This is a genomic window from uncultured Coprobacter sp., assembly GCF_947855755.1.
Classification (GTDB): Bacteria; Bacteroidota; Bacteroidia; order Bacteroidales; family Coprobacteraceae; genus Coprobacter.
The window spans coordinates 335608-362112 of record NZ_CANUAR010000001.1; the positions used below are offsets into that span (position 1 = coordinate 335608).

The 26505-nt window shown below is 37.8% G+C and carries 22 protein-coding genes; 10 read left to right on the top strand and 12 right to left on the bottom strand.

Translation table 11 applies throughout. The annotated features are described in order from the left end of the window. Positions 1-3 precede the first annotated feature (3 nt). From Q0093_RS01205 to Q0093_RS01240, 8 genes are all read right to left on the bottom strand, one after another. Positions 4-1359, bottom strand: a complete 1356-nt coding sequence (locus Q0093_RS01205) for a C1 family peptidase (protein ID WP_294175834.1) — start codon at positions 1357-1359, stop codon at positions 4-6. 213 nt (positions 1360-1572) lie between these two features. After that, entirely contained in the window at positions 1573-2835 is a 1263-nt protein-coding gene (nqrF, locus tag Q0093_RS01210) for an NADH:ubiquinone reductase (Na(+)-transporting) subunit F (RefSeq protein ID WP_297928157.1), read from the bottom strand. 22 nt (positions 2836-2857) lie between these two features. Then, positions 2858-3472 (bottom strand): NADH:ubiquinone reductase (Na(+)-transporting) subunit E, encoded by a 615-nt coding sequence (gene nqrE / locus Q0093_RS01215; RefSeq protein ID WP_294175778.1) that lies wholly within the window; start codon positions 3470-3472, stop codon positions 2858-2860. A 23-nt stretch (positions 3473-3495) separates the two neighbouring features. After that, positions 3496-4125: an NADH:ubiquinone reductase (Na(+)-transporting) subunit D gene (locus Q0093_RS01220; protein ID WP_195596314.1), complete on the bottom strand. Its 630-nt coding sequence runs from the start codon at positions 4123-4125 to the stop codon at positions 3496-3498. Between the two features lie 8 nt (positions 4126-4133). Beyond that, a complete protein-coding gene (gene nqrC, locus Q0093_RS01225) occupies positions 4134-4835 on the bottom strand; it encodes an NADH:ubiquinone reductase (Na(+)-transporting) subunit C (RefSeq protein WP_294175776.1) in 702 nt (233 codons plus the stop codon). Between the two features lie 12 nt (positions 4836-4847). Next, positions 4848-6065, bottom strand: coding sequence for an NADH:ubiquinone reductase (Na(+)-transporting) subunit B (locus tag Q0093_RS01230; protein WP_294175775.1), 1218 nt, complete (start codon positions 6063-6065; stop codon positions 4848-4850). Between the two features lie 32 nt (positions 6066-6097). Then, positions 6098-7447 carry a Na(+)-translocating NADH-quinone reductase subunit A gene (locus Q0093_RS01235; RefSeq protein ID WP_297928158.1) on the bottom strand — a complete coding sequence of 450 codons (1350 nt, stop codon included), beginning with the start codon at positions 7445-7447 and terminating at the stop codon, positions 6098-6100. A 269-nt stretch (positions 7448-7716) separates the two neighbouring features. Continuing rightward, positions 7717-8802, bottom strand: coding sequence for an acyltransferase (locus tag Q0093_RS01240; RefSeq protein ID WP_294175773.1), 1086 nt, complete (start codon positions 8800-8802; stop codon positions 7717-7719). A gap of 322 nt (positions 8803-9124) precedes the next feature. Here Q0093_RS01240 and Q0093_RS01245 point away from each other — a divergent pair, with 322 nt between their 5' ends. Further along, complete coding sequence (locus Q0093_RS01245; protein WP_297928159.1) at positions 9125-9583, top strand: Spi family protease inhibitor; 459 nt, start codon at positions 9125-9127, stop codon at positions 9581-9583. A gap of 408 nt (positions 9584-9991) precedes the next feature. Here Q0093_RS01245 and Q0093_RS01250 read toward each other — a convergent pair whose 3' ends face one another. Continuing rightward, entirely contained in the window at positions 9992-11284 is a 1293-nt protein-coding gene (locus Q0093_RS01250) for an alpha-L-fucosidase (RefSeq protein ID WP_294175771.1), read from the bottom strand. 432 nt (positions 11285-11716) lie between these two features. Here Q0093_RS01250 and Q0093_RS01255 point away from each other — a divergent pair, with 432 nt between their 5' ends. The 5 genes from Q0093_RS01255 to Q0093_RS01275 all read left to right on the top strand — a co-directional run bounded on the left by Q0093_RS01255 (position 11717) and on the right by Q0093_RS01275 (position 21389). Next, positions 11717-12163, top strand: a complete 447-nt coding sequence (locus Q0093_RS01255) for a YhcH/YjgK/YiaL family protein (protein WP_294175769.1) — start codon at positions 11717-11719, stop codon at positions 12161-12163. 336 nt (positions 12164-12499) lie between these two features. After that, a complete protein-coding gene (locus tag Q0093_RS01260) occupies positions 12500-14512 on the top strand; it encodes an alpha amylase C-terminal domain-containing protein (RefSeq protein ID WP_294175767.1) in 2013 nt (670 codons plus the stop codon). Between the two features lie 797 nt (positions 14513-15309). Then, positions 15310-18189, top strand: a complete 2880-nt coding sequence (locus Q0093_RS01265; protein ID WP_294175766.1) for a calcium-translocating P-type ATPase, PMCA-type — start codon at positions 15310-15312, stop codon at positions 18187-18189. 153 nt (positions 18190-18342) lie between these two features. Further along, a complete protein-coding gene (locus tag Q0093_RS01270) occupies positions 18343-18855 on the top strand; it encodes a ferritin-like domain-containing protein (RefSeq protein WP_294175765.1) in 513 nt (170 codons plus the stop codon). A gap of 329 nt (positions 18856-19184) precedes the next feature. Next, a complete protein-coding gene (locus Q0093_RS01275; protein ID WP_294175764.1) occupies positions 19185-21389 on the top strand; it encodes a sodium-translocating pyrophosphatase in 2205 nt (734 codons plus the stop codon). A gap of 207 nt (positions 21390-21596) precedes the next feature. Here Q0093_RS01275 and Q0093_RS01280 read toward each other — a convergent pair whose 3' ends face one another. Further along, the gene (locus tag Q0093_RS01280; protein WP_294175830.1) at positions 21597-21914 is read right to left on the bottom strand and encodes a multidrug efflux SMR transporter; all 318 of its coding nucleotides are present in this window, start codon (positions 21912-21914) and stop codon (positions 21597-21599) included. Positions 21915-22111: 197 nt separating this feature from the next. On the opposite strand from Q0093_RS01280, the gene Q0093_RS01285 reads away from it, so the two are divergent. The 3 genes from Q0093_RS01285 (at position 22112) to ubiE (ending at position 24915) form a co-directional block, all read left to right on the top strand. Beyond that, positions 22112-23110, top strand: coding sequence for a PhoH family protein (locus Q0093_RS01285; protein ID WP_294175763.1), 999 nt, complete (start codon positions 22112-22114; stop codon positions 23108-23110). 22 nt (positions 23111-23132) lie between these two features. Continuing rightward, complete coding sequence (locus Q0093_RS01290; RefSeq protein ID WP_294175762.1) at positions 23133-24080, top strand: phosphoribosylaminoimidazolesuccinocarboxamide synthase; 948 nt, start codon at positions 23133-23135, stop codon at positions 24078-24080. A 94-nt stretch (positions 24081-24174) separates the two neighbouring features. Beyond that, positions 24175-24915 carry a bifunctional demethylmenaquinone methyltransferase/2-methoxy-6-polyprenyl-1,4-benzoquinol methylase UbiE gene (gene ubiE, locus Q0093_RS01295; RefSeq protein WP_294175761.1) on the top strand — a complete coding sequence of 247 codons (741 nt, stop codon included), beginning with the start codon at positions 24175-24177 and terminating at the stop codon, positions 24913-24915. A 206-nt stretch (positions 24916-25121) separates the two neighbouring features. Here ubiE and Q0093_RS01300 read toward each other — a convergent pair whose 3' ends face one another. Then, the gene (locus Q0093_RS01300; protein ID WP_294175760.1) at positions 25122-25568 is read right to left on the bottom strand and encodes a helix-turn-helix transcriptional regulator; all 447 of its coding nucleotides are present in this window, start codon (positions 25566-25568) and stop codon (positions 25122-25124) included. A gap of 155 nt (positions 25569-25723) precedes the next feature. On the opposite strand from Q0093_RS01300, the gene Q0093_RS01305 reads away from it, so the two are divergent. Beyond that, on the top strand, positions 25724-25987 hold the full coding sequence (locus Q0093_RS01305) for a hypothetical protein (protein WP_294175759.1): 264 nt from the start codon (positions 25724-25726) through the stop codon (positions 25985-25987). A gap of 2 nt (positions 25988-25989) precedes the next feature. On the opposite strand, the gene Q0093_RS01310 is transcribed toward Q0093_RS01305, so the two are convergent. Beyond that, a complete protein-coding gene (locus Q0093_RS01310) occupies positions 25990-26490 on the bottom strand; it encodes a flavin reductase (RefSeq protein WP_297928160.1) in 501 nt (166 codons plus the stop codon). Positions 26491-26505 lie beyond the last annotated feature (15 nt).

A 26505-nucleotide genomic window follows, 5' to 3' on the forward strand; every position in this document is an offset into this window, starting at 1 on the left:
TTATTATTCTTCCGGAGCAAACATCGGATCCCAAGCCGGTAAACGTACCGGAGTCTGACTCAGAATATTCAATATTTTTTTAGGAACATATTTTTTCTCTACAACAAGACGGAACATATACTCATCAAACCAACGATCAGTCATTATCAAATGTCCTTTATATCCATTAGTTGCCCCCCAACTATTTTCCAATAACCATTTTACCGGGTTTCCCGAATCATCCAGATCTACGGCAACTAAAGTCATCGCATGTGAAGAGCCGCTCGCAAAAGATTGCACACGCTGTTTTTTATTCATTCCGAAAGTAGTACCCATCAATGATTCATAATCATAATTATTCAAATCTAAAGTTCCTTTATCCCGATTTAGGTATTTTGTTACATCACAAGAAAAATACATTGCCGTGCTATCCTTTATAGATGCGATCGCCATTTTTTTTATATCTTCTACGGGAAGATTTACATACTTCCAATTATAACCATCATACATATGACGATCATAGTCTATTTCATACAACTTATAATACTCCCTCGTCGGATCATTCATCAACATAACATATCCGTTTGTCAAATCTTTTCCTATATATTCATTATAAAACGATTTCGGTGTATATTGTTTAGTCTCCACAGGTTTCCCATTCATGTCTTTTCTTGTCCAAGTAAATTCAAGCGGCGGTTCTCCGAGATTTAACACTAACATTCGATACACAGTACCCAACATCTCTATTTTTTTTCTTTTTATATCCTCCATATCTGTCTGGGCAGGTAACTCTCGAAGTTGTAGACCATACTCCCGTAATTTAAGTTTTAATAGAAAAGCCATCTGCGAAGTGTTATTGCTGGCAAATGTCTCATTCATAGCCTCTTTCGGAACGACTCCATATTTTCCGATAATATCAGATATTCCGGTAAACTGTCCTCCATCGCTCAACGGATTCTTAAATAACCACTCAACCATTTGATCAGACATCGGCTTCTGACGTGTATCGATAACTCCTTGAAGAAATAAATTTGCTTTCTCCAACTGATCGTAAAAGAAATTATAATTCTGGGAAAATTCAAATTCGGGTAATTTATATTTATCTATTATTTTTGCCCGAAATACATTCAAGCCAGTAAATAACCAACACCGACCTGAAGCTTTTTGGTCTGTAACACCTCGGGAATATACTCGATCAGAAAAATATCCATCTACAACATCCGATTGATTTGCACTTACAGCCAGTTTTTGTACACTATTAGCATTTAAAGCATTACGTATAGCCTTATCTGCAGACGTATTTTTATAAGCAGTTTTTATTTCCTGCATCATTGCATCATCTATGCCGCCAAAAGTCTGAGCAAATGTAGTCTCGGCCATTACCGAAACACCGACTAATAAAGAAAAAAAGATTTTCCGGTTCATGAATTTTTTTATTTACCAATTCTTTAAATAAGCACACAAATGTAAGAAAAGATAACAGTCTGTCTAAATTTTTCGATAGAAACATATACCCGAAAATAACTTGTAAAATCGGTGATAAAAAATACCCGAAGCAAAACTTCGGGTATTCAATATATTTCATACAGTCAATTATGCACCAAAATCATCATACATCAGCATTTCACGGGGAACTCCCAAATCCCATAACATTTTCTTTACGGCATTAGCCATAGGACCAGGACCACACATATAATATTCAATATCTTCCGGAGCATCATGATCTTTCAAATAATGATCATAAATAACCTGATGGATGAATCCTGTATAACCCGTCCAATCGTCCTCAGGTTGAGGATCGGACAAAGCGATATGGAAAGAGAAATTCGGGAAATCACGTTCGATAGCTCTAAAATCTTCTTCATAGAAAATCTCTCGGCGAGAACGAGCTCCATACCAGTATGAAATCTTACGATCCGTGGTTTTCAATGTTTTAAACAGATGCAGCAAATGCGAGCGCAACGGTGCCATACCTGCCCCTCCACCAATATATAACATTTCTCTTTTTGTATTCAAAATATGGAATTCACCATAAGGCCCTGAAACGGTAACTTTATCTCCGGGTTTACGTGAAAAAATATAGGAAGAACAAATACCCGGTTTAATACCAGCCGCCCATGTTCCGGTATTTCGATCAAACGGCGGTGTCGCAATACGAATATTCAGCATAACGATATTTCCTTCTGCCGGATGATTCGCCATGGAATAAGCCCGATAAGTTTCTTCATCGTTTTTACAAACTAATCCCCACATTTTATATTTATCCCATTCATCACGATATTTTTCATCGATATCCATATCTGTAAACTTAATATCATATTTAGGGACATCAATCTGAATATAACTACCGGGTTGAAAATTTAACGTTTCTCCTTCAGGCAAACGAACGACAAACTCCTTAATAAAGGATGCCACATTGTTATTCGAAACGACTTCACATTCCCATTTCTTAATACCCAATACAGATTGCGGTATTTTTATTTCCAAATCATTCTTTACTTTTACCTGACAAGCCAGACGATAATGATCTTTAATCTGTTTTCGGGTAAAAAAGCCTACTTCTGTAGGGAGAATTTCGCCACCGCCTTCTTCTACCTGACAGCGACACATACCACAACTTCCGCCGCCACCGCAAGCAGAAGGTAAAAATATCTTATTCGCTGCCAAAGAAGATAACAACGTAGAACCGGCAGGAGTAGTCACCTCCCGCTCTCCATTGATACGTATCTTCAATTCTCCGGAAGGAGTCAACTTAGCTTTGGCAAGCAATAATATTGCGACTAGCAAAAGAGTCAATATCAAAAAGATTACGACTGCCGCCAATATAGTGAGATTACTCATCATTAATTCGATCATCGTTTATAATTTTAGAATACAATTAAAGTTTAATCCCCAGAAAACTCATGAAAGCAATCCCCATCAGTCCGGTTATAATAAAAGTAATACCAATACCCCGAAGAGGAGCCGGAACATTCGAATATGCCAGTTTTTCACGAATTGCAGCAATACCTACAATTGCAAGCATCCAACCGATACCGGAACCGATGCCATACACGGTAGCCGTACCTACATTCGGAAATTCACGCTGTTGCATAAATAACGATCCTCCCAAAATAGCACAATTCACTGCAATTAGTGGCAAAAATATTCCTAACGAAGCATATAGGGAAGGTGAGTATTTCTCAACTACCATTTCTACCAACTGTACCATAGAGGCAATAACGGCAATAAACAAAATAAGGCTTAAGAAACTCAGATCGACATCTTTATACTCCTCTCCTAACCAAGAAAGAGCTCCCGATTTCAATATATAGTTCTCAAGCAAATAATTCACAGGAAGGGTAATTGTCAAAACAAATGTCACCGCAATACCCAAACCTATCGCCGTTTTCACATTTTTAGAAACCGCCAGATAAGAACACATACCTAAAAAGTAGGCGAATATCATATTGTCTATAAATATAGACCGAATAAACAGATTCAAATTTTCCATTTTCTACCGTATTTAATTATGTGTTATTTCTCCTGCAAATCTTTATTCCGGGAACGATGTATCCAAATAATACACGCTACCGTAATCAATGCCATCGGAGGCAATATCATCAACCCGTTATTTTCATAACCCCATTTATAGAATATGTCAGGAACGACTTGATAGCCCCAAAGAGTACCAGAACCTAACAACTCACGGAAAAAAGCCACAATAACAAGAATCAGTCCGTAACCGATACCATTACCTATTCCGTCAAGAAAAGATTCCCACGGGCCATGCCCCAACGCAAATGCCTCAAGACGTCCCATTAATATACAGTTGGTTATAATTAATCCTACAAACACCGAAAGCTGCTTGCTTACATCATAAGCATAAGCTTTTAACACCTGATCGACAATGATCACCAACGCAGCGACAACAACCAATTGAACAATAATACGAATACTGTTAGGAATCGTATTGCGTAACAACGAGATTATCACATTGGCAAAAGCGACAACAGCCGTTACAGAAATTGCCATAACAAAAGCCGGCTCTAATTTTGCCGTCACAGCCAAAGCCGAACAGATACCCAGTATCTGTACTATGACCGGATTATTTTTAGAGAGCGGACCTAAAAGGACTTCTTTATTTTTCTTGGATAACATATCTATTTCTCCGCTTATTTTAATGACTTAAAAAAATTCTGATATGGTTCAAGACTGTTTTTCATCATATCTTGTACACCTTTACTCGTAATTGTTCCCCCTGAAATAGCATCTACATATTCAGCTCCATCGACAGGTTTCTGTCCTTTTTTCTCTACAGCAATCGATTTAAATTCACCGTCAATAAATAAATGCTTACCTTTATACTGATCTGAAAACATAGGTTTCTCGATCTCAGCACCCAATCCCGGAGTTTCGCCCTGATGTGCAAAATAAGCTCCATAAATGGTATTTCCATCTTTATCGACAGAAACATATCCCCAGATAGGTCCCCACAATCCAGCGCCATTCATCGGAATAATATACTTTTCAGAACCATCTTCCAATCGACAGACAAAGACCGGCAACTCTCTATCCGATGAGGCTTTTTTCACCTGATTAGCCGTATTTACGTCAAACGCATTTACCCCATCGATTTTTTCTCCGGCAGCATTAATCACATAAGTGTTTACTATATACTTTTTATACAGTTCCTGAGCATTTGTCGCATCGGATGCAATATTCACCGAACTCAAGATCTGTTTCATTTTATCGATTTCCACATTTTTAGTTTGCGGTTCTTTCAGCAATAAAGCTGTATAAGCTAATACGGCGGCAACAACGATCACCATCACCGAAGCATATATTACTGTATATACATTACTCTGCTTGTTCATGATTCTCTCTTTTTATGCGTTAGTTTTAGCTCTCTTCAATCTCTTTTTCATATTCGCTTCTACAACGAAATAATCGATCAGAGGAGCGAAAACATTCATCAGCAATACCGCTAACATAGCTCCTTCAGGATAACCATTATTATATACACGGATAATTATGGCAATAACTCCGATCAAGAACCCATATATATATTTCCCTAATGTCGTACGCGCCCCCGTTACCGGATCAGTAGCCATAAACACGGCAGCAAAAGCAAATCCGCCGAGACAAATCTGATCCAATGGAGAAAGGAATGAACCGGGATATGTCGGTGAAGCAAAAAGATTCGCAATATATCCCATAAACAAGCCTCCTACAAAAACAGAAAGCATGATCCGCCAATTCGCTATTCCTGTAAAAAGAAGAATTGCCGCACCAATCAAAATAGCCAACGTAGAAGTCTCCCCGATAGAACCGGGAATAAGGCCTAAAAATGAATCTAAAGTAGAAATTTTTTCTCCCAAAATATTCACTAAAGTAAGATCACCATTGGCTGCCGTATATGTTGCAACCTGCCCCAACGGAGTTGCTCCGGAAAAACCTTCTACAACTTGACCAGCTCCTAAACCGAATGTATCGGAAGTACGAACAAAAACAGAGTCGCCGGACATCTTAGACGGATAAGCGAAGAAAAGGAACGCCCGAGTAATCAAGGCAACATTAAACACGTTCATTCCAGTTCCGCCGAACACTTCCTTAGCAAAAATAACTGCAAAAGCCGTAGCTACCGCAATCATCCATAACGGAGTATCGATAGGAACAATCATAGGAATAAGAATCCCCGAAACCAAAAAACCTTCCTGAATTTCATGTCCCCGCATTTGTGCCACAGCAAATTCGATTCCTAATCCGACGACATAAGAAACGATAATCTTAGGAAGTACGGCTAAAAATCCGAAAAGGAAAGTCATCCAGAATCCGGTCCGGGTCAACTCTCCTATCGCCAAATAATGCTGATAACCGACATTATACATTCCGAACAACAAAGCCGGAAGCAAAGCAATAATCACTACAGTCATAGTACGTTTCGTATCAATGCTGTCATGAATATGCACACCTGATTTTGATGTAGTATTCGGGACAAAAAGGAATGTTTCAAATCCTTCAAATACAGATTGAAACATCGAGAACTTCCCGCCCGGTTCAAAATTAGGCTTAATTCTATTGATATAATTTCTTAAAGCTTTCAATGTAAGTTTTATTTAAATAGGTTTATGTCTGCTTAATTCATCTCTTTCATCAACTGATCGAGTCCATTACGGATAATCTTCTGAATTTCAAGTTTCGATGTGTCAACAAATTCACATAATGCAAAATCTTCCGGAGCAACTTCATAGATGCCGAGATTTTCCATTTTATCAATATCAAAAGCAATAACTGCCTTAATCAGAAACTCTGGTAAAATATCCATAGGGAATACTTTATCATACTCCCCTGACATAATAATAGCCCGTTCACCTCCATGCAAACGAGCATCAAAAACATACTCTCTTTTCCGACCCAACAACCACGTAAAATAACTGTGACTTACACTATACTTATCAAATCCGGGAGTTGCCCATCCGAAAAACTCATTACAATCATCACCTTCAGGTATAACAGTCAACTGGCTGTGAGGCATCCGTAAATATCCCATCGGATCGACTTTCGTTCCTGTAAGAACATTTCCACTTATAAAACGTTGGTTATAACTACTCTTCTTGACGTTGTTTTCCAATATACTGTCTAATCGAGCCCCCGCAACAGTACGCACATACATCGGCTTAACGATCTCCGATCCTGTTACTGCAACGATTCGAGAAAAATCGACTTTCCCGGTATTAAAAAACCGACCTATCAACAGTACGTCAAAAGCACTTAGTGTCCAAACAACTTCACCTTTACAAATCGGCGCAATATGCTGTATCTGAACTCCGACATTTCCGGCAGGATGCGGTCCTTCAAAGAGAACAGTTTCCGCCCCAGATATATCAACCGTATTTTGAGCTGACATACCGACATAAACCTTTCCTGTCGTCATCTTCTTTAACGCATCCAATCCTGCCTGAAAATTTTTCTCTTCTCCCTTCAATACAAAAGCGAAATCAGGAGCTAAAGGAGCTGAGTCCCAAGCTGAAATAAAAATATCACGAGGAGATACTTGCGGATTGGCGATTATATCATAAGGACGCTGTTTAATGAATGGAAATAATCCGGCATCGAGAACAATCTCTTTCACTTGCTCTCCTGAGAGTTTCGTCAAATCGACTTTTCCAAAATCGACATAAGTCTGCTTACTATCAGACTTTATCGTTATATCCAACACTTTACGTCGTTCTCCCCGGTTTACTGCTACGACTTCTCCGCTAACCGGAGAAACGAACTTCACTTCCGGGCGATTTTTATCATACATCAACGGTGTTCCCGCATCTACATGATCTCCGGCTTTTACAATTACCTTAGGAATTACCCCGTGAAAGTCATCCGGTATAAGAGCATAATACTCACTTTTCGGAGCATCAACAACCTCCTTGACCGGTTTTCCTTCTAAAGGTATATCCAAGCCTTTTTTTAACTTTATCACATTCGCCATGTTGTAATAAATAGATTTTTTAATTTGTGTGCAAAGATAATAATTCTGTTATAAAACATATATAATATAAAGAATTTTTTCCGTAATTAATTTACTCGTGCTCAGGTTTTAGCAAACTACGTGATTCTTTTATTCTCCTTTCTTTTATCCATACCCGAATTATTTATTATACTCATGATTACAAAAAACACTACTTTTTATACTAAAAAAAGTAAAGCCGATTATCACAAGAAAAAAAGAGAAGGACTTCGAGCCCCTCTCTTTTTTCTTTATCCAATGATATATTTACTATTCGGAATAAATGAAATTAATTTTACAGCTAAATAACTTACAACATAAGTAATTAAAACCGACAGAAATATAGTCCACGGAGTTGATACAACAGAACTCAAATAAGCATATATAAATGGAAGAAACATCATATGTACCAAATACATACCATAACTTTTAAGAGAAATATCTTTTACCAATTTATAAAGAAACCCTTTAGAATATGTAATCTTTTTGATCAGCATAAATGCTCCGATAGCCATCATAACCGTTGCCATACCGGTATTATCCCAGCCGTGCTCCAAATCTTCGACACAATCGACATAAAACGAACGATCATAAAATGAATACACACACATAGCATAACCGACTAAAAATAACGGGATAGAAATAATCAGAGTTTTTTTCATCGACCAGTTTACATAATTGCGAATATAATGGGCCAATACCAAAAATCCGATAAATCCGGAAAAATAATAAAACATTCCGTAAGGATACCCGGGCATCTCTCCATACATATAGCCAAAACGGTCATGAACAAAAGAGATCACCGTTGTCAACAACCATACCAGCAAAAAACATTCTTCTCCTCTACGACTCACCTGCTTAAGCCACGGAGACAAGATTGGCATCAACATATAAAGTCCGATAAGCATATATATAAACCACAAATGGTTAGCTGGCGGAATTGTATTTACACATAATTGTACGAGATAATCTTTCAATTGGGCAACATCGCATGCCCCCCATAAACAGGGCAAAAATGCATACATCAATAACCAAAAAACAAAAGGAATGACAACTCGAGTGAAACGCCGTCTAAAAAAGGTCTTACTGTCAGTTCTAAGCGGTAACAAAAGAAATGCAGACGCCATTACATACAAATCGACTCCATAACGAGAAAAACTACTCATAAATGAAACACTAAGTCTGTCAGTTTCATTTTTAAATAAAAAATTTAACGTACCGTCAGAATAAACACTTTCCGATGCATGCACGCCAAATACTAAAAACATAGCAAATACTCGTAAATAATCGAGAAAGACAATTCGCTCCGTTTCCGGAGAAAGATTTGATGAACCCATAAATTCTTATTTAATTGTTAGACAAAATAATAGCCGCTGACAAAGAAATATTGCATTTTATAGAAATGAGATGTTACACTATCCTACATTTTCACAGAATAAAAATAATTGTTCCAAAATAATATGGAACAGCTTAATCAACGAATTACATTCACATTAAATACAGACTAAAAAAGAATAAAATGGTTTATTATGTTGAAAAATAATCGATAAAAAGATTTATATAATAATATATGACTCATCTATATATAATAACAAAATAAATTTTAAAAACTATTTTATTTTTGCAAAAACAGAATTTTTAAACTAATAATTTTTTTGTATGAGACACTTCATTTTTTTTCTCTTTTTCTCACTTACAATACTTTACTCATATTCTGCTCCTGTCACTTTAAAACAAGCACAAAACATTGCATCCGATTTTTTTCAAAATAACTCTTTCTATAAGAAAAACCGAACAACAAATAAAAATGAAGCTATTTTAATAGATTTGGTCTATACCCCTCAACAAACAATTACCAACAACCGTGTACGATCGGTAGAAAACGATCCGGAATTTTATATATTCACCCCTCGATATCAAAACGGATTTGTAATTATTGCCGGTGACGATAAAATTTCATCCATCATAGGATATTCCTTTGAGCAATCTTTCGATACAGAAAAAATACCCGAAGCATTGCAAGAATACTTAAATGCATACACACAATATATCAGAGAGGTTCGCAATGAGAATATCATCCCGAAAACCCGGGATACCAAAATCTCGACGTATCCATAGAACCGGCTACTGATACGGATATTTATGTAACAGTAAGTCTACATTCTTCACTGGATTTCGAAGGAACAATATACTTATCATCCGAAGATCAAAACGTATACGGATCTAAAGATATTGTTCTAAAATCAGGAATAAAAACCGAAATCCCGGTAAAAGTATATGCATATCAAAAAAAACCGAAACTTTAAGATAGCCACAATCCTCCCGTTTACAAGATGACTTCTGAAACCGTCATGCTCTTGAAACAGTAGAAGACGATCATCGGACAGCTGAAGAAACAGCTGACGGCAAGCAAGAACCTGAAAAGCTCACTTGTCATCTTTTTTGTCCTCTTTTTAAGTGCATATTTATATAGTTCGTCTGAATTTCCTGATAAGTAAATTCAGACAAGTCCTAAAAAATAATACATCAATCCTTCAGCTGAAGCTCTACAATATAATCAATTTCCGAAGGCAACTCAGGTAACTGCAAAATCACTCCCTGTTTATTCTGAATAAATGACAATTTAGACTTGTCTTTAAACACAAACGCCTTCTTTATTACCACATCCGTAACCGGAAGAAAAAGCACCTTATCCTTCCAATCCAGAATATGCACGTATAATTTATCTTTCTTTTTCGTCGTAACACCCCAATCCCTCACAATTCCTCCTCGTGTACCGTATAACGTCTCTCCGTATATTCGCATCCAATCTCCGATCCCTTTCAATCGCTCTACCGTAGCATCCGGAAGTTTTCCATCCGGTTGCGGACCGACATTCAAAAGCAAATTCGCATTTTTCCCGGCAGCCTTAACTAAAAGGTGTATAAGCGTCTCAACAGATTTGTAATTATCATCCTTTATACTGTAACCCCAAGTGGAATTCATCGTTTCACAAGTTTCAAGAGGCAATGAAGCGACAGGCTGACCGGACGAGAATCCAGCTTTGTTTTCACCCGGCAAATCTCTTTCAAAAATCTGAATATCCTCACCTTTTATCGGAGCAAGATGGTGATTATTCCCGATCAGACAGTCCGGTTGCAAACGATGAATCAAATTATATTGTTCGGGGAGACGCCAATCAAAATCTTTATCCTGATCCCAATGCCCATCAAACCAAATCGCCCCTACCTGTCCATAATTTGTAAGCAATTCCGTCAATTGGTTATTCATAAATTTATAATACGAATCCCAATTTTCTTTCATCCGACGTCCTGTATTTTTGCCGGTACTCCCTACTGGATAATCCTCACGTCCCCAATCGGCATGAGAATAATAAAAATGTATCTTCAGCCCCTGCTTATGACACTCATCGACCAACTCTTTAACAATATCCCGTTTAAAGGGAGTCGCTTTTACAATATTATAATCGCTGAACTTGGTATCGAACATCGAAAATCCGTCATGATGTCGAGTTGTAAAACAAACATACTTCGCACCTGATGCCTTAAATGCAGAAACCCATTGAGCTGCATCAAAACGAGAAGGGCAGAATCCCCCCGCCAACTTGGCATACTCCGACTGTCTCAACTTTTCGTTTTCCAAAACCCACTCTCCATTGGCCAACATACTGTAAATACCATAATGAACAAAAATACCGAATTTATTATCTCGAAATTCTTCTCGAGCCTCAAGATTTCCTGAAGAAGGTTGATAATCCATTTGTGCATAAACAGAAGAGACTAATAAAACGAGGCAAAAGCATAACAATTTATTTTTCATAGTATTAGTAATTTTATTCATTACAAAATTAATAAAACATTTTAAATGACAATAAAGTATCGACCTTATTTATCCATTTCAAAATCTGTTTAAATTACTTTCTCGGAAAATTTAAACAGGCTCTTAAACGATTTCCTTGATACACGGATAATAAAAGATTTGAAAAGATAATGCTTATCTCAAATATTTTTATAAATTTGCATAACTACGGACATTCAAGAGCCTGTTCAAATTTTGTACAGACATTCTTTGAGAGTTGTTTCCAAAGATACTTCTCTGTTCCGAATAAGACATAACAGAATATGGTGTACGGGAATGGAGAAAAACCGGGAGGAAACTCAAAAGGCTGAAAATGTATTCTGGGAAAATTGAAACAAACTCTAAAAACAAGATGTCCGGTTACTAAATTAAGACATTAAAAAAACAAACATCATGATCTTAGATTCTCTTAGCAACTCCGCTTCGATCGAACAGTTGCATCCGTTATTTAAAAAAGCATTCGATTTTCTAAAATCGACCGATTTTTCTACCAAAGAAGCCGGGAAAATAGTTCTCAACGGAGATGATTTATATGTTTCCATAGCAGAACCTGCGGGAAAAAGCAAAGATGCTGCTAAAATGGAAACTCACAATAAATATATCGACATACAGATGCCTTTGACCGCAACTGAAACAATGGGCTGGAAAGCGACAAAAGAATTGAAAAAGATAACACAACCTTATAATGAGGAAAAAGACATAACATTCTTCGCTGACACTCCGACTACTTATATACAGGTGCAGCCCGGAGAATTTGCCATATTCTTTCCTGAAGACGGGCATGCTCCCGGTATCGCCGAAGGAAACTTCAAAAAAGTTATCGTTAAAGTACGTGTATAAATACCGAAACGCAAGACAATATCCCGAATTAACGACGTCCGGATTACAGGTATTAAGCCTGTTTAAATTTTATCCGGATCGGCTTTGAGTATCGCTTTTGAGAATGTTTTCTTGTTTTTATGAGGAGGATAGCAGACTATCTGATAAATAAAAACAGAAAAACAGACCGAAAGAAAATTTAAAGATAACCGAATAGATTTTATCAGGAAATTAAAAACAGGCTCTGAGTTAATTACCAAAAATCGACATTACGTTTTATCTACCCTTCGTAATACCGATATTTTACCGATTCCCCAGCGACTTTATTCTATCTACCACTTTAAGATACAAGATATTATGGATTCTCTCAATTTAATAAAAAACGATCCTTGGCTCGAACCTTATAAAACGGCTATCGAACATCGATTTCAACTCTCGGTTTCCAAAGAAAAAGAACTGACCGGAAAAGGCAAATCTTTATCTGATTTCGCAGACGGATACTTATATTTCGGGCTTCACAAAACAGAGCAAGGTTGGGTCATACGAGAATGGGCTCCTAATGCAACAAATATTTTCTTGATCGGAAATTTTTCGGAATGGAAAGAGAATACTAAATATCGCTTTTCAAGACTGAAAAACGGCGTATGGGAGCTTAAACTAAAAACCGGAGAAATAAAACACCTCGACTTATATAAATTATCGATGCACTGGAATGGCGGTCATGGTGAACGCATACCTGCATGGGCAACTCGGGTCGTCCAAGATGAAAAGACTTACATATTTTCTGCTCAAGTATGGGCACCTCAGATACCTTATAAATTCAAGAAAAAAAAATTCAAACCCCAAATCTCTCCTTTACTGATTTATGAGTGCCATATAGGTATGGCCCAAGAAGAGGAGCGGATAGGTAATTACAACGAATTCAGAGAAAAAATTCTCCCCCGCATCGCAAAAGACGGATACAATGCCATACAAATTATGGCTATTCAGGAACATCCTTATTACGGATCTTTCGGGTATCACGTTTCAAGTTTTTTCGCTCCCTCTTCCCGTTTCGGGACACCTGACGAACTGAAACAGTTAATCGACGAAGCTCATGCTTTGGGCATAGCCGTAATCATGGATATAGTACATTCTCATGCGGTAAAAAATGAAGTCGAAGGATTAGGACGTTTCGACGGTTCTTACAACCAATTTTTCTACGGAGATCACAGAAGAGAACACCCTGCATGGGATTCTCTTTGTTTTGACTATGGAAAAAATGAAGTAATTCACTTTTTATTATCCAACTGCAAATATTGGCTTGAAGAATTCAAATTCGACGGTTTCCGTTTCGACGGCGTCACCTCGATGCTTTATTATGATCACGGATTAGGAAAAGCTTTTGGCAGTTATAATGATTATTACGACGGAGGACAAGACGAAAATGCAATCACGTATCTTACTTTGGCAAATAAATTAATTCATGAAGTCAATCCTCATGCAATAACGATTGCCGAAGAGATGAGTGGAATGCCGGGTCTTGCCGCTAAAACAGAAGATGGCGGTATCGGATTCGATTATCGTATGGCTATGGGGATTCCCGATTTCTGGATTAAAATAATCAAAGAAAAGAAAGATGAAGAATGGAATCCTTCTGCAATTTTTTGGGAATTGACCAATCGACGGTCTGATGAAAAAACCATTAATTATGCTGAAAGTCACGATCAAGCTCTTGTCGGAGATAAAACAATTATTTTCAGACTTATCGATGATCAAATGTATTGGCACATGATGAAAAATGATGACAACATAACCGTTGATCGAGGAATGTCTCTGCACAAAATGATACGGCTGGTCACTTTATCGACTATCAATGGAGGCTATCTGAATTTTATGGGTAACGAATTCGGTCATCCCGAATGGATCGATTTTCCGAGAGAAGGTAACGGTTGGTCTTACAAATATGCCCGCAGACAATGGAGTCTTGTCGATAGAAAAGATCTTAAATACGAATATTTAGGAAACTTCGACGAGGCAATGATCAAATTGGTAAAAGATGTAAAACATTTTGAACAAAGTCCCATAACCAAATTATGGGACAACGGAGGAGATCAGATTTTAGCATTCATACGAAAAGATCTATTATTTATATTCAATTTCCATCCGTTCAAATCCTTTACCGATTACGGTATCTTAGCACCCAAAGGCAGCTATAAAACCATATTGAATACCGATTCTTATACATTCGGAGGATATGGATTGATTGACGAATCAATCGAGCATTTTTCTATTCCCGATCCTTTATATAAAAAGGAAAAGAAAGAGTGGCTAAAATTGTATCTACCAGCCCGATCTGCACAAGTTTTAAAGCTTCAAAAGAAAAAATAATTCGTTTTTAAGCAAAATTTTAATCGCTATAAGGATATAATTTTTTATATATATAACACTAAAATACAGAAAATTAATTATATATAATTGTACAAAAGACACTTAAAAATAGGTTATATAACATATATATTTTTTTTGCGAGATTCAGGAAAAAGTACATCTTTGCATGCATTAACCTAGAACAATCTTTTTTACCTTAAAAAATTAATACCTATTGAAAACCTTTAAAAAGGGACTTTTGAGAAAAAGCCTCTTTTTTTATTTATAATAGTATAATAATCAACCTGTTTAATATTTAATTTGCGATTAATACGCTATTACATTTGATCTAAATTAATAATTATGTTACCTTCTCAACTTTCATTATTATACACCGTCATAATGTGAACCTTTCGATATAGAATTTATTTGAAATTTCATTCGAAACAGAATAAAAAAATCTTCCGAATCGTTTAAGAATGCCGTAATAGTAGGTTTATCCAAAATCTTAAAAGAAATAAAAGAAGTAGAAACTTTTCATTGCAGCCGAAACAGACGACTGAAAACAATACGATAAGAGGCCGTTTTAAATTTTCCGATAAAAATATATTATCAGGTTATTTTTGTAATTTCTTCCAGTCTGTTTCCCCGTTTTCACTTGTCAGATACTCGCTATCATCCTCGTTAAAAGCGACGAAACATCTCCGAAAGAAACTCTCAAATCTGACCCGAGTAAAATTTAAACTGACTCTAACTCTATTCCATTTTAAAATGTTATATTCGTACCCGATAAATTATTTATATTAAACTATCAAACAATGGACGTTAAACAACACTATTCCGGACTTACCGATGCACAAGTGAAGGAAAGTAGGGAAAAATTCGGAAGCAATCTGCTTACTCCACCTCAAAAAACTCCTCTTTGGAAACTTTTTTTCGAAAAATTTCAAGATCCGATTATCCGTATTTTACTCATCGCAGCATTATTGTCATTATGCATTTCGTTCATTCATAACGAATATGCTGAAACGATCGGAATATTTTGTGCTATATTTTTAGCAACCGGCGTTGCGTTTTGGTTCGAAATGGATGCAAACAAAAAATTCGACATTCTGAATCAAGTAAACGACGATGTCATGATAAAAGTAATCAGGAACGGAAATCTTCAAGAAGTTCCTAAAAAAGATATTGTCGTCGGAGATATAGTTTTACTCGAAACAGGAGAAGAAATTCCTGCAGACGGAGAATTACTCGAAGCCATTTCTCTTCAGATAGATGAATCTTGCCTTACCGGAGAATTAATGATCGACAAAACCACGAATCCTGAAGATTTCGATTCAGAAGCAACCTATCCCTCTAACTGGGTGATGAGGGGAACAAAAGTGCTTGACGGACATGGAATTATGGAAGTAAAGCAAGTAGGAGACGCCACTCAATACGGACAAGTAGCCGAAAAAGCGACTGAAATCAGCGGAGAAGAAACACCACTGAACCGTCAATTAAACGGGCTGGCAAAATTTATCGGTGTTGCTGGTTTTGCTTTAGCTATTCTCACTTTTGGAACTCTATTTATCAAAGACCTGATAACTCATCCGATTACATGGGGACAATTCGGATTATTAGGTGCTGTTATGGCAGGGGGAGGCATAGCTTTATCCAAAGTCTGGGTTCCGATCCTATACGATGCATTTTCCCTCGCAGGAAAAGAAAAGTCCCTACCCCGTTGTATTAACCGTTTCGGATGGTTAACATGGTTTATATTCGGTACAATAATCTTTGTTATAATCTGTGGTATAGGGGTATTATTCGGTGTAAATCCGTTGAACTCATCTTCATGGATCGATATCGAAGAAGCCAATAGAATACTACAATATTTTATGATTGCAGTAACATTAATTGTCGTAGCTGTTCCTGAAGGTTTACCAATGAGTGTAACACTGAGTCTGGCTCTCAGTATGAGACGAATGTTACAAACCAATAATTTGGTACGCAAAATGCACGCTTGCGAAACAATGGGAGCAACAACCGTTATTTGTACCGACAAAACCGGAACTCTTACCCAAAACCAAATGCGGGTTTTTCAAAGTAACTTTTTTCCCTTGAAAAATCAGGAACTGACAGACAACACTGCCAGCAATCTTATTAAAGAAGGTATCGCCGCAAACTCTACAGCATTTTTAGATTACTCAGATCCTCAAAAAGTATCGACTATAGGTAACCCGACCGAAGCCGCCCTGCTACTCTGGCTGCACAATAAAGGTATAGAGTATACCCCCTTGCGCGAAAATGCCCATGTCGATAAACAACTGACATTCTCTACCGAACGCAAATATATGGCAACTCTCGTAAATTCTCCTCTTATCGGGAAAAAAGTGCTATATATGAAAGGCGCACCGGAAATCGTGCTTTCAAAATGTAAGACCGTAGAAACTTCGGAAGGAGAAAAACCCGTATCGCAATATACACAACAAATAGAAGAACAACTGCTCACTTACCAAAATCAAGCTATGCGAACTCTCGGGTTTGCATATAAAATTATAAATGAGGACAATAACCTACCTATTCCTGAATTAGCCGATACCGGACTCATATTTCTCGGATTCGTTGCAATCTCAGATCCTGTTCGGGAAGATGTTCCGGCTGCCGTAGCCGAGTGTTTGAATGCAGGTATTCAAGTAAAAATCGTTACAGGAGATACAACTGCGACAGCTCGGGAAATTGCCCGTCAGATCGGAATCTGGAAACCGGAAGATACGGATGAGAATATCATTACCGGTACAGATTTCGAAGCATTGCCGGATAATGAAGCTTTCGAACGAGTAAAAAAATTAAAAGTTATGTGCCGTGCACGTCCGACGGACAAACAACGATTGGTAGAACTGCTTCAAAAAGACGGACAAATTGTCGCCGTAACCGGAGACGGAACGAATGATGCTCCAGCTCTGAACCATGCCAATGTAGGATTATCTATGGGAACTGGTACTTCTGTTGCAAAAGAAGCCAGTGATATAACTTTACTGGACGACTCATTCAAAAGTATTGCGACAGCAGTTATGTGGGGACGTTCTTTATATCAAAATATCCAGCGTTTTCTTTTATTCCAGCTTACAATTAATGTCGTTGCACTGGTAATCGTATTTTTAGGTTCGATCTTCGGTCACGAATTGCCTCTCACGGTGACTCAGATGCTATGGGTCAACCTCATTATGGACACTTTTGCCGCCGGAGCCCTGGCTTCATTACCGCCGAATAAAGAAGTAATGAAAGACAAACCCCGCAAAAACGAGGCATTTATCGTTACCCCTCCTATGAGAAATCAAATATTATGGATAGGATTGGCATTCGTGGCATTTTTAATGGGACTACTCTACTATTTCACCAATGCAGAAGGAGAAATAAACCGTCACGACCTCGCTTGCTTCTTCACTATTTTTGTAATGTTACAATTCTGGAATCTATTTAATGCTAAAGCCTTTGCAACCGGGAAATCGGCCTTTAACGGATTACTGCATGATACAGGATTTATTACTGTTGCATTATTGATTATCATAGGACAGTTTTTTATCGTCACATTCGGAGGGGACGTATTCCGTACAGTTCCTCTCTCATGGCAAGATTGGTTACTGATCATCGGCTCTACATCATTAGTCTTATGGATCGGTGAAATTTTCCGTCTATTCGGGAAAAAGAAGAAATAAGATCCCAATAGGATAAAGTCCACCAAATAGCTCTCCCGAACCTCAGATACTCAGGAGAGCTATTTTTTACTGTTAAGAATTCCTTACTCTATAAACGATGCTTGCCATCGATTGTTTTACGTAGCAGACAAACAAACTTAATGTAAAAAAATTATGGCAAAAGGAAGTCTTGAAATTTTAAAGAATAAAATCGATGTTTCCAAAGTATTGGAACAACTGAATGCTGCGCTATCTGAAGAATGGCTATCTTTTTATCAATACTGGATCGGAGCTCTTGTGGCAGAAGGCGCTATGCGAGCCGAAATTCAAAAAGAGCTACAAAAACATGCCGAAGCAGAATATAAACATGCTAAACTCGTAGCAGACCGAATCATAGAACTGGAAGGTATACCGGTACTAAATCCCAAAAAATGGTTTGAACTGGCACGTTGTCAATACAGTGCTCCGGACGATTTCGATGTTCAGAAAATTCTATTTCAAAACGTAATTGCCGAACGATGTGCCATAAAACGTTACGAAGATATAGCTTCGTTTACCGAAGGAATAGACTTTACCACCTGTAATATGGCAAAATTTATCTTAGCGGAAGAAGAAGATCATGAACAAGATCTTCAAGATTATCTGGATGATATTGCTCGAATGAAAAAAGATATATTGAATAAATAATCTTTTACTAAGAACCTGTTTAAATTTTCCAATAAAAAATACCATCAGGTCATCTTTACGTTTTTTCCGGTCTGTTTCCCCGTTTTCACTCATCAGATAGCTCGCTATCTAACGAATGAAAACAAAAAAACAGATCGAAGAATGATTCAGGAAGATAGAAGATATGTATTCTCATAGAAAAATTTAAGCGGACTCTAAAACATAAACATTACAGTTCCAGCATTTCCATTGTGAACATTATCTCCTTTAAAATAATTTAGTAGATTTCAGTTTGTTTTATTAGCTGAAATTCATATTTTTAGAAAATAATCTTTAAATCTGAAAGCACAATGGAGAGTTCACTATTCTGGCTGATCCCAGCCTCTTCGATCCTCGCTCTGATTTTAGCGTGGTATTTCTACAAACAAATGATGCACGTAAGCGAAGGTACGGAAACAATGCAAAAAATTGCCTTATATGTCCGTAAAGGCGCTATGTCCTATCTCAAACAGCAATATAAAGTTGTAGGACTGGTATTTCTGGGACTGGTAATCCTTTTTTCTATTATGGCATACGGATTTAATTTGCAAAATCCTTGGGTGCCCGTAGCTTTCCTAACCGGAGGTTTCTTTTCCGGATTATCCGGCTTTTTAGGCATGAAAACAGCAACTTATGCTTCTGCAAGAACGGCAAATGCAGCACGCACTTCTCTGAACGGAGGATTGACCGTCGCTTTTCGAAGCGGAGCTGTCATGGGACTTGTCGTTGTAGGTTTAGGTCTTTTCGATATTTCTTTCTGGTATATTCTTCTCGACTATTGTATTCCGGCTGACGCAATAAATCCGGCAAATAAATTATGTATCATAACCACGACAATGCTGACATTCGGAATGGGTGCTTCTACCCAAGCTCTATTTGCTCGTGTCGGTGGAGGTATTTATACTAAGGCTGCTGACGTAGGTGCAGATCTCGTGGGAAAAGTAGAAGCGGGAATTCCTGAAGATGATCCGCGTAATCCGGCGACTATTGCTGACAACGTAGGTGATAATGTGGGCGATGTTGCCGGTATGGGAGCTGACCTGTATGAATCTTATTGCGGTTCGATACTGGCAACTTCAGCACTCGGTGCGGCGGCATTTATCGGTAGCGGAGATATAGATATGCAATTTAAAGCCGTTATTGCGCCGATGTTGATCGCCGCAGTAGGTATCGTTCTGTCTATTATCGGAATCTTTTCCGTAAGAACAAAAGAAAATGCAAAAATGAAGGACCTTCTCAAAGCTCTTTCTTTGGGAACAAACCTCAGTTCAATATTGATCATTGCAGCGACATTTCTGATTTTATGGGCTTTACAACTTGAAAACTGGATATACATATCTTGCGCCGTAGTGATAGGACTATTAGTCGGCGTTATAATAGGGCGTTCTACAGAATATTACACATCTCAATCTTATAAACCGACACAAAAACTTTCGGAAAGCGGTAAAACCGGACCTGCTACCGTAATTATTTCAGGAATAGGTCTGGGTATGGTATCCACAACCATACCGGTATTAGCCGTAGTTCTCGGCATCATTCTTTCCTATTGGTTCGCTTCAGGATTCGACTTTGCAAATATCTCTATGGGACTTTACGGAATCGGAATTGCTGCAGTAGGAATGCTCTCGACATTAGGTATCACTTTAGCGACCGATGCTTACGGACCTATCGCCGATAATGCAGGAGGAAATGCAGAGATGAGCGAATTAGGTCAAGAAGTGAGGAAACGTACCGATGCTCTCGACTCATTGGGAAATACCACTGCCGCCACAGGAAAAGGTTTTGCCATCGGATCGGCAGCACTGACCGGATTAGCGTTACTGGCTTCCTATATCGAGGAAATACGCATCGGTCTGACTCGCATCGGAGAAGAGATTCTCATATTTGCAGACGGAAGTATGATAGAAACGCATAAAGCTACATTCGTAGATTTTATGTATTACTATGACGTAACTTTAATGAACCCCAAAGTATTGTCGGGAATTTTTATCGGTTCTATGATGGCATTTCTTTTCTGTGGGCTTACAATGAATGCTGTGGGGCGAGCTGCAGCACACATGGTGGAGGAAGTTCGCCGACAATTTAGAGAAATAAAAGGTATCCTTACCGGAGAAGCTGAACCGGATTATGCCCGTTGTGTGGCAATTTCTACCAAAGGTGCTCAACGAGAAATGGTATTTCCTTCATTATTGGCAATTATCGCACCCATTGCGACCGGACTTATTTTCGGAGTTCCGGGAGTCATCGGACTATTAATCGGAGGACTCAGTTCAGGTTTTGTTCTTGCTATCTTTATGGCAAATGCCGGAGGAGCGTGGGATAATGCAAAAAAATATGTTGAAGAAGGCAATTTCGGAGGCAAAGGCGGTGAGGTTCACAAGGCTACCGTCGTAGGCGACACCGTAGGAGATCCGTTTAAAGATACTTCAGGCCCAAGCTTGAATATTCTGATCAAACTTATGAGTATGGTCGCAATTGTCATGGCAGGGCTTACTGTCGCTTGGAGTTTATTTTAAGAGATTACTTTAAATTTTTCGACGAAAAATAAAATACGGATACCACCGGAATAATTTTATTTTAGTGGTATCCGCATTCAAATCAACATTCATAACATACAAATATTTTCCTAAGTGCAAATTCAATTTTGTTTCGCAACGAAACAGAATCAGATATAAAAGTCTCATCACACACACCTTATAAAAAGGCATGATAAAATACAATTATCAAGAGGCTATTTTTATACCGACTATTCCGGCAACCACAAGAAAAGCAGAGAATAATCGCCAAAACGAAGCCGGATCACCGAAAAAGAATACGCCGATAAGTAATGTTCCGACAGCACCGATTCCCGTCCAAACGACATAAGCCGTACCGATCGGTATTGTTTTTTGAGCCATAAAAAGAAATAACCCGCTCAAAGCCATAGACAACACCGAGAATGTTATCCATAAGATTTTACCTGACGAACCATGAGCCAATTTAAATCCGAGCGGCCACCCTATTTCAAATAAACCTCCTAATAAAAGATAAATCCATGCCATATTTCCTCGATTAATTGTTACTATAATCATACAAAGATAATAATAAGCTCAATTACTCATCTTTTATTTTTACAGATGCAGAAAATATATGCTTTATTTATTACCTTTGCCCGTGTTATTCGAAACTATCGTCGTATATCACAAAACCATTTATATACAATAAATTACAATTTTAATAGAGAAGATAAACTTGCCGGATGATCGAGAGAATAATAATTTTGGAAAACATCGACCCGGTTGTATTCTACGGAATCAACAACTGCAACATACAATTGATAAAAACTTTATTTCCGAAACTACGTTTTGCCGCACGAGGAATGGTTATCAAGGTAATCGGAGATGAAAATGAAACGGCGATTTTCGAAAGTAAAATAAAACAGCTTGAAAAATATTGTGCAGAATACAATATCCTCAATGAAGAAATTATCATCGACATTGTAAAAGGACAAACTCCTACTGAGGTAAAACAGGAACATCTCATTATACACGGAGTAAACGGAAAACCGATCATAGGACGTACCGAAAACCAACAAAAACTGGTAAAAGCCTTCGAAACGAACGATCTTGTTTTTGCTTTAGGTCCTGCCGGATCGGGAAAAACATACGTAGCTATAGCCTTGGCGGTTCGAGCATTGAAAAATAAAGAAGTAAAAAAAATTATTCTAAGCCGTCCCGCAGTAGAAGCAGGAGAAAAACTGGGATTTCTTCCGGGAGATATGAAAGATAAAATCGACCCTTATCTACAGCCTCTCTATGACGCTCTACAAGATATGATTCCCGCAGCTAAATTGAAAGACCTGATGGAAAACAACGTCATACAAATAGCCCCGCTGGCATTTATGAGGGGACGAACTTTGAGCGATGCCGTCATTATTCTTGATGAAGCTCAAAATACGACGACGCACCAGATCAAAATGTTCCTTACACGATTAGGCATGAATGCAAAAATGATAGTTACCGGAGATATGAGCCAAATCGATCTCCCCTCCTCTCAAACATCCGGGTTGGTTCAGGCTATAAAAATATTAAAAGGCGTAACAGGGATCGGAAAAGTAGAATTCGGAAAGAAAGATATCGTACGGCATAAACTGGTACAACGAATTGTCGAGGCTTATGAAAAGTTTGAAGAAAAACGAAAAAAAGAAATGAGATCTACAACGATACCCGAAATAAATAAAGAAAAAAAAGAATTATAACAACATAATAAGTATTACAGAAATGAAAAATGCTTTGGTAAAAACAGACTTCAACTTTCCGGGTCAAAAAAGTGTATATCACGGGAAAGTACGCGATGTGTACAATATCAACGACGAACTGTTGGTAATGGTCGCCAGTGACCGAATTTCCGCTTTCGACGTAATACTTCCTGAAGGGATTCCTTATAAAGGACAAGTATTGAACCAAATTGCTGCAAAATTTCTCGATGCAACTTCGGACATTGTCCCAAACTGGAAAATCGCAACTCCCGATCCGATGGTTACCGTCGGCGTACGTTGCGAACCGTTTAAAGTAGAAATGGTTATTCGCGGTTATCTGACCGGCAGTGCATGGCGGGCTTATAAAGCCGGAGATCGGACATTATGCGGTATTACGTTACCCGAAGGAATGATAGAGAATCAAAAATTCGAAACTCCGATTATTACTCCGACAACCAAGGCTGAAGAAGGCCATGATGAGAATATTTCGAAAGAAGAGATCATTGCACAAGGCATCGTTTCAAAAGAAGATTACGAACAACTCGAGAAATATACGCAAGCATTATTTAAGAGAGGGAGTGAGATGGCTGCCGAAAAAGGATTGATTCTTGTCGATACAAAATATGAATTCGGGAAAAAAGACGGTAAAATCATCCTGATCGACGAGATACATACGCCGGACTCTTCTCGTTACTTTTATGCAGATGGTTATGCCGAACGTCTTGCCAAAGGCGAAGAACAACGGCAGCTTTCTAAAGAATTCGTCCGTCAATGGCTTATCCAAAACGGTTTTCAAGGGAAAGAAGGTCAAAAAGTGCCAGAAATGACTCCTGCATATTGCGAAAGCGTCTCAGAACGGTATATAGAACTTTATGAACATATCGTCGGTGAAAAATTTATCAAAGCTGACACCGAGAATGTCGCCGCCCGTATAGAGCGTAATGTCACGGATTTTTTAAACAAACAATAAATGCCGGAATAAATCATACAATGAAAAGCAATTGCCGATAAACACGTTCTTCGGCTTTTGCTTTTCAATATTATTTTTTCAAATAATCCTTTTTATGGATAAATACAAAGCAGAATCGATACTTCCCTATAATAAAAAAGAGTCAAAAAGTTCTCAAGTCCGGCAAATGTTCGACACAATTGCCCCGACATACGACATGCTGAACAGAATGATGACTTTCGGTATAGACAAACAATGGAGACGTGCGGCGATGAAACGGCTCGCAGCATATCACCCCAAAACAATACTCGACATTGCTACCGGCACGGGAGACTTGCCTCTGCTCATGGAAAAAATGTTTTCTCCCGAAAGTATTACGGGGATAGACCTGTCGGAAGGAATGCTAAATATAGCCCGCAAAAAAATAGATGAATACCATCTCAATGACAAAATAAAGTTCTTCTGCGAGGACTGTCTCTCATTGTCATTTGCAGACAATACATTCGATGCGATTACGGTATCTTTCGGCGTTCGCAATTTTGAACATTTGGAAAAAGGATACTCCGAGATGTATCGGGTATTGAAACCCGGAGGTACGTTGGTAGTGATCGAATTCTCGACCCCCGAACATTTTCCATTCAAACAACTTTACCGATTATATACATTCCATATTATCCCATTAATGGGAAAACTGTTTACCAAAGACAGCCAAGCCTATACGTACCTACCCCGATCGATCGCTGCCGTTCCGCAAGGAGAAGAAATGCTGAAAATATTTCATAAAGCCGGGTTTTCCAAAACCTACTGCAAAAAACTGACTTTCGGAATATGTTCTATCTATATAGGAGAAAAATAAAATGTCTTCCTAAAACTATCTTGAAAACTTTTTTATTCTATTTCCAACGAGACTTCAAAGAACCTCTTGTAAATAAATTATTTAATAATAATTAACTTATAATTTATATTATTTAGGATATAATATTTAGATTTCGCAGAATATACCGAACAAAAACAAGAGGAAACTCGTCTGTCTATTCGAGTTTTTGAACTACAAAAATAGGATCAGATAGAAAATAATTTCTTTTGATAGAGATCAAGTCTCTCTTTATACAAATTGTTCATTTCTTTCAACAACGATATTTCTTTATCTTTCGAAAGAATCAGCTCTTCTATTTCCGGAGAAACCCCATTCTTGACAATATATCCGGCAACCTCTTCCGCAACAAAAGGAACAGTCTTGGAAAGATCGGACAACGATACCGAAGCGGGATATCCATTATTTTTGTCGGAAAGAGTTTCTGATTTAAAAAATTCCGAGATATCTAAACCATAGAAATTACAAATCGTCAATAAAACATTCAAATTCAGGTTTCCACCTCTGACTGCTTTTCCGATCGTATTCTTATCTATACCTAATTGTAGAGAAGCTTCTTGATAAGTTATCTTATGTCGGTTTAAATATTCCCTGAATTTATCTCCGGAATAGACAATTTTTTTCGTCACAGCCATGCTAAAATAATATTTAATCGATAAATTTGTACTTATTTGTGCAAAAACAGAGAACTATTTTGTTAGTTTTGCAATAACTAATATACAAAATTTTGAAGATTTATCATCACCCGACATAAACAGATAAAAGATTTTTAACCACAAAAACCGGCATTATGAATGAGATAAAAAAGCTGGCTATCGCTTTACAACAAAAGTGCGAAGAAGAACATGTCAATTATGGGATTTTCTTCAGTGAAGTATCGCATACGATTACAGGAGGAGCAACTTTCACGCTTGAGGAGATTGCTATAATGATAGAAACCATAGCCAGAAATTTACCCGTAGAACAAATAAAATTCCTACAAACAGTACTGTCTATGGTTATTGAAGAAAAAAACGAGAACCCTTCAGCACCCGCTCAACAACTAACAAATTAAGGTCATTCTTCCCAGACCTCTTCTATTTCCCCAATAAATATTTTATGCAGGTCTCGGGAAGGATACCAAGTTTCCAAAATAGATTTATCAATAAAAGAATTTTTTTGTAACTGACCACAATATAACTTACGACATTTAAAAATTAATCGTGCTTCTTTAAATGCAACGCATCCTTGGGAAAGTTCAAAAGGAGTTATACCCGCTACTTTTGCCTTATCTATTTCTCGTCCAGATTTCGTACCGCACAATTTAAGGGCATCCCGATACTGCTCATTAAAAAAAGAGAGAGTAAAACACTCTTCCTTTTCTACAAATTCAAGAGTGTATCTCTGAGGGCGTATAACAACACAAGCAACCGGCTTACCCCATAAGAAACCGATTGTCCCCCAACTGGCCGTCATCGTATTATAATGGTCTATATTTCCGGCCGTGATCAACATCCATTGTTTTCCGATAAGATCTATAACATTATCTTTCAATACAGAAATATCAATCTTGTGCATATTTTTATTACATTT

Bases quoted from the DNA above. Each gene is read 5' to 3' on its own strand.
- Q0093_RS01255 (WP_294175769.1), top strand. From the start codon at position 11,717: ATGATCTTAGATTCTCTTAGCAACTCCGCTTCGATCGAACAGTTGCAT.
- Q0093_RS01265 (WP_294175766.1), top strand. From the start codon at position 15,310: ATGGACGTTAAACAACACTATTCCGGACTTACCGATGCACAAGTGAAG.
- Q0093_RS01310 (WP_297928160.1), bottom strand. From the start codon at position 26,490: ATGCACAAGATTGATATTTCTGTATTGAAAGATAATGTTATAGATCTT.
- Q0093_RS01245 (WP_297928159.1), top strand. From the start codon at position 9,125: ATGAGACACTTCATTTTTTTTCTCTTTTTCTCACTTACAATACTTTAC.
- Q0093_RS01280 (WP_294175830.1), bottom strand. From the start codon at position 21,914: ATGGCATGGATTTATCTTTTATTAGGAGGTTTATTTGAAATAGGGTGG.
- Q0093_RS01270 (WP_294175765.1), top strand. From the start codon at position 18,343: ATGGCAAAAGGAAGTCTTGAAATTTTAAAGAATAAAATCGATGTTTCC.
- Q0093_RS01250 (WP_294175771.1), bottom strand. From the start codon at position 11,284: ATGAAAAATAAATTGTTATGCTTTTGCCTCGTTTTATTAGTCTCTTCT.
- nqrF (WP_297928157.1), bottom strand. From the start codon at position 2,835: ATGATCGAATTAATGATGAGTAATCTCACTATATTGGCGGCAGTCGTA.
- Q0093_RS01240 (WP_294175773.1), bottom strand. From the start codon at position 8,802: ATGGGTTCATCAAATCTTTCTCCGGAAACGGAGCGAATTGTCTTTCTC.
- ubiE (WP_294175761.1), top strand. From the start codon at position 24,175: ATGGATAAATACAAAGCAGAATCGATACTTCCCTATAATAAAAAAGAG.
- Q0093_RS01260 (WP_294175767.1), top strand. From the start codon at position 12,500: ATGGATTCTCTCAATTTAATAAAAAACGATCCTTGGCTCGAACCTTAT.
- Q0093_RS01290 (WP_294175762.1), top strand. From the start codon at position 23,133: ATGAAAAATGCTTTGGTAAAAACAGACTTCAACTTTCCGGGTCAAAAA.
- Q0093_RS01300 (WP_294175760.1), bottom strand. From the start codon at position 25,568: ATGGCTGTGACGAAAAAAATTGTCTATTCCGGAGATAAATTCAGGGAA.
- nqrE (WP_294175778.1), bottom strand. From the start codon at position 3,472: ATGGAAAATTTGAATCTGTTTATTCGGTCTATATTTATAGACAATATG.
- nqrC (WP_294175776.1), bottom strand. From the start codon at position 4,835: ATGAACAAGCAGAGTAATGTATATACAGTAATATATGCTTCGGTGATG.
- Q0093_RS01305 (WP_294175759.1), top strand. From the start codon at position 25,724: ATGAATGAGATAAAAAAGCTGGCTATCGCTTTACAACAAAAGTGCGAA.
- Q0093_RS01205 (WP_294175834.1), bottom strand. From the start codon at position 1,359: ATGGCCGAGACTACATTTGCTCAGACTTTTGGCGGCATAGATGATGCA.
- Q0093_RS01235 (WP_297928158.1), bottom strand. From the start codon at position 7,447: ATGGCGAATGTGATAAAGTTAAAAAAAGGCTTGGATATACCTTTAGAA.
- Q0093_RS01285 (WP_294175763.1), top strand. From the start codon at position 22,112: ATGATCGAGAGAATAATAATTTTGGAAAACATCGACCCGGTTGTATTC.
- Q0093_RS01275 (WP_294175764.1), top strand. From the start codon at position 19,185: ATGGAGAGTTCACTATTCTGGCTGATCCCAGCCTCTTCGATCCTCGCT.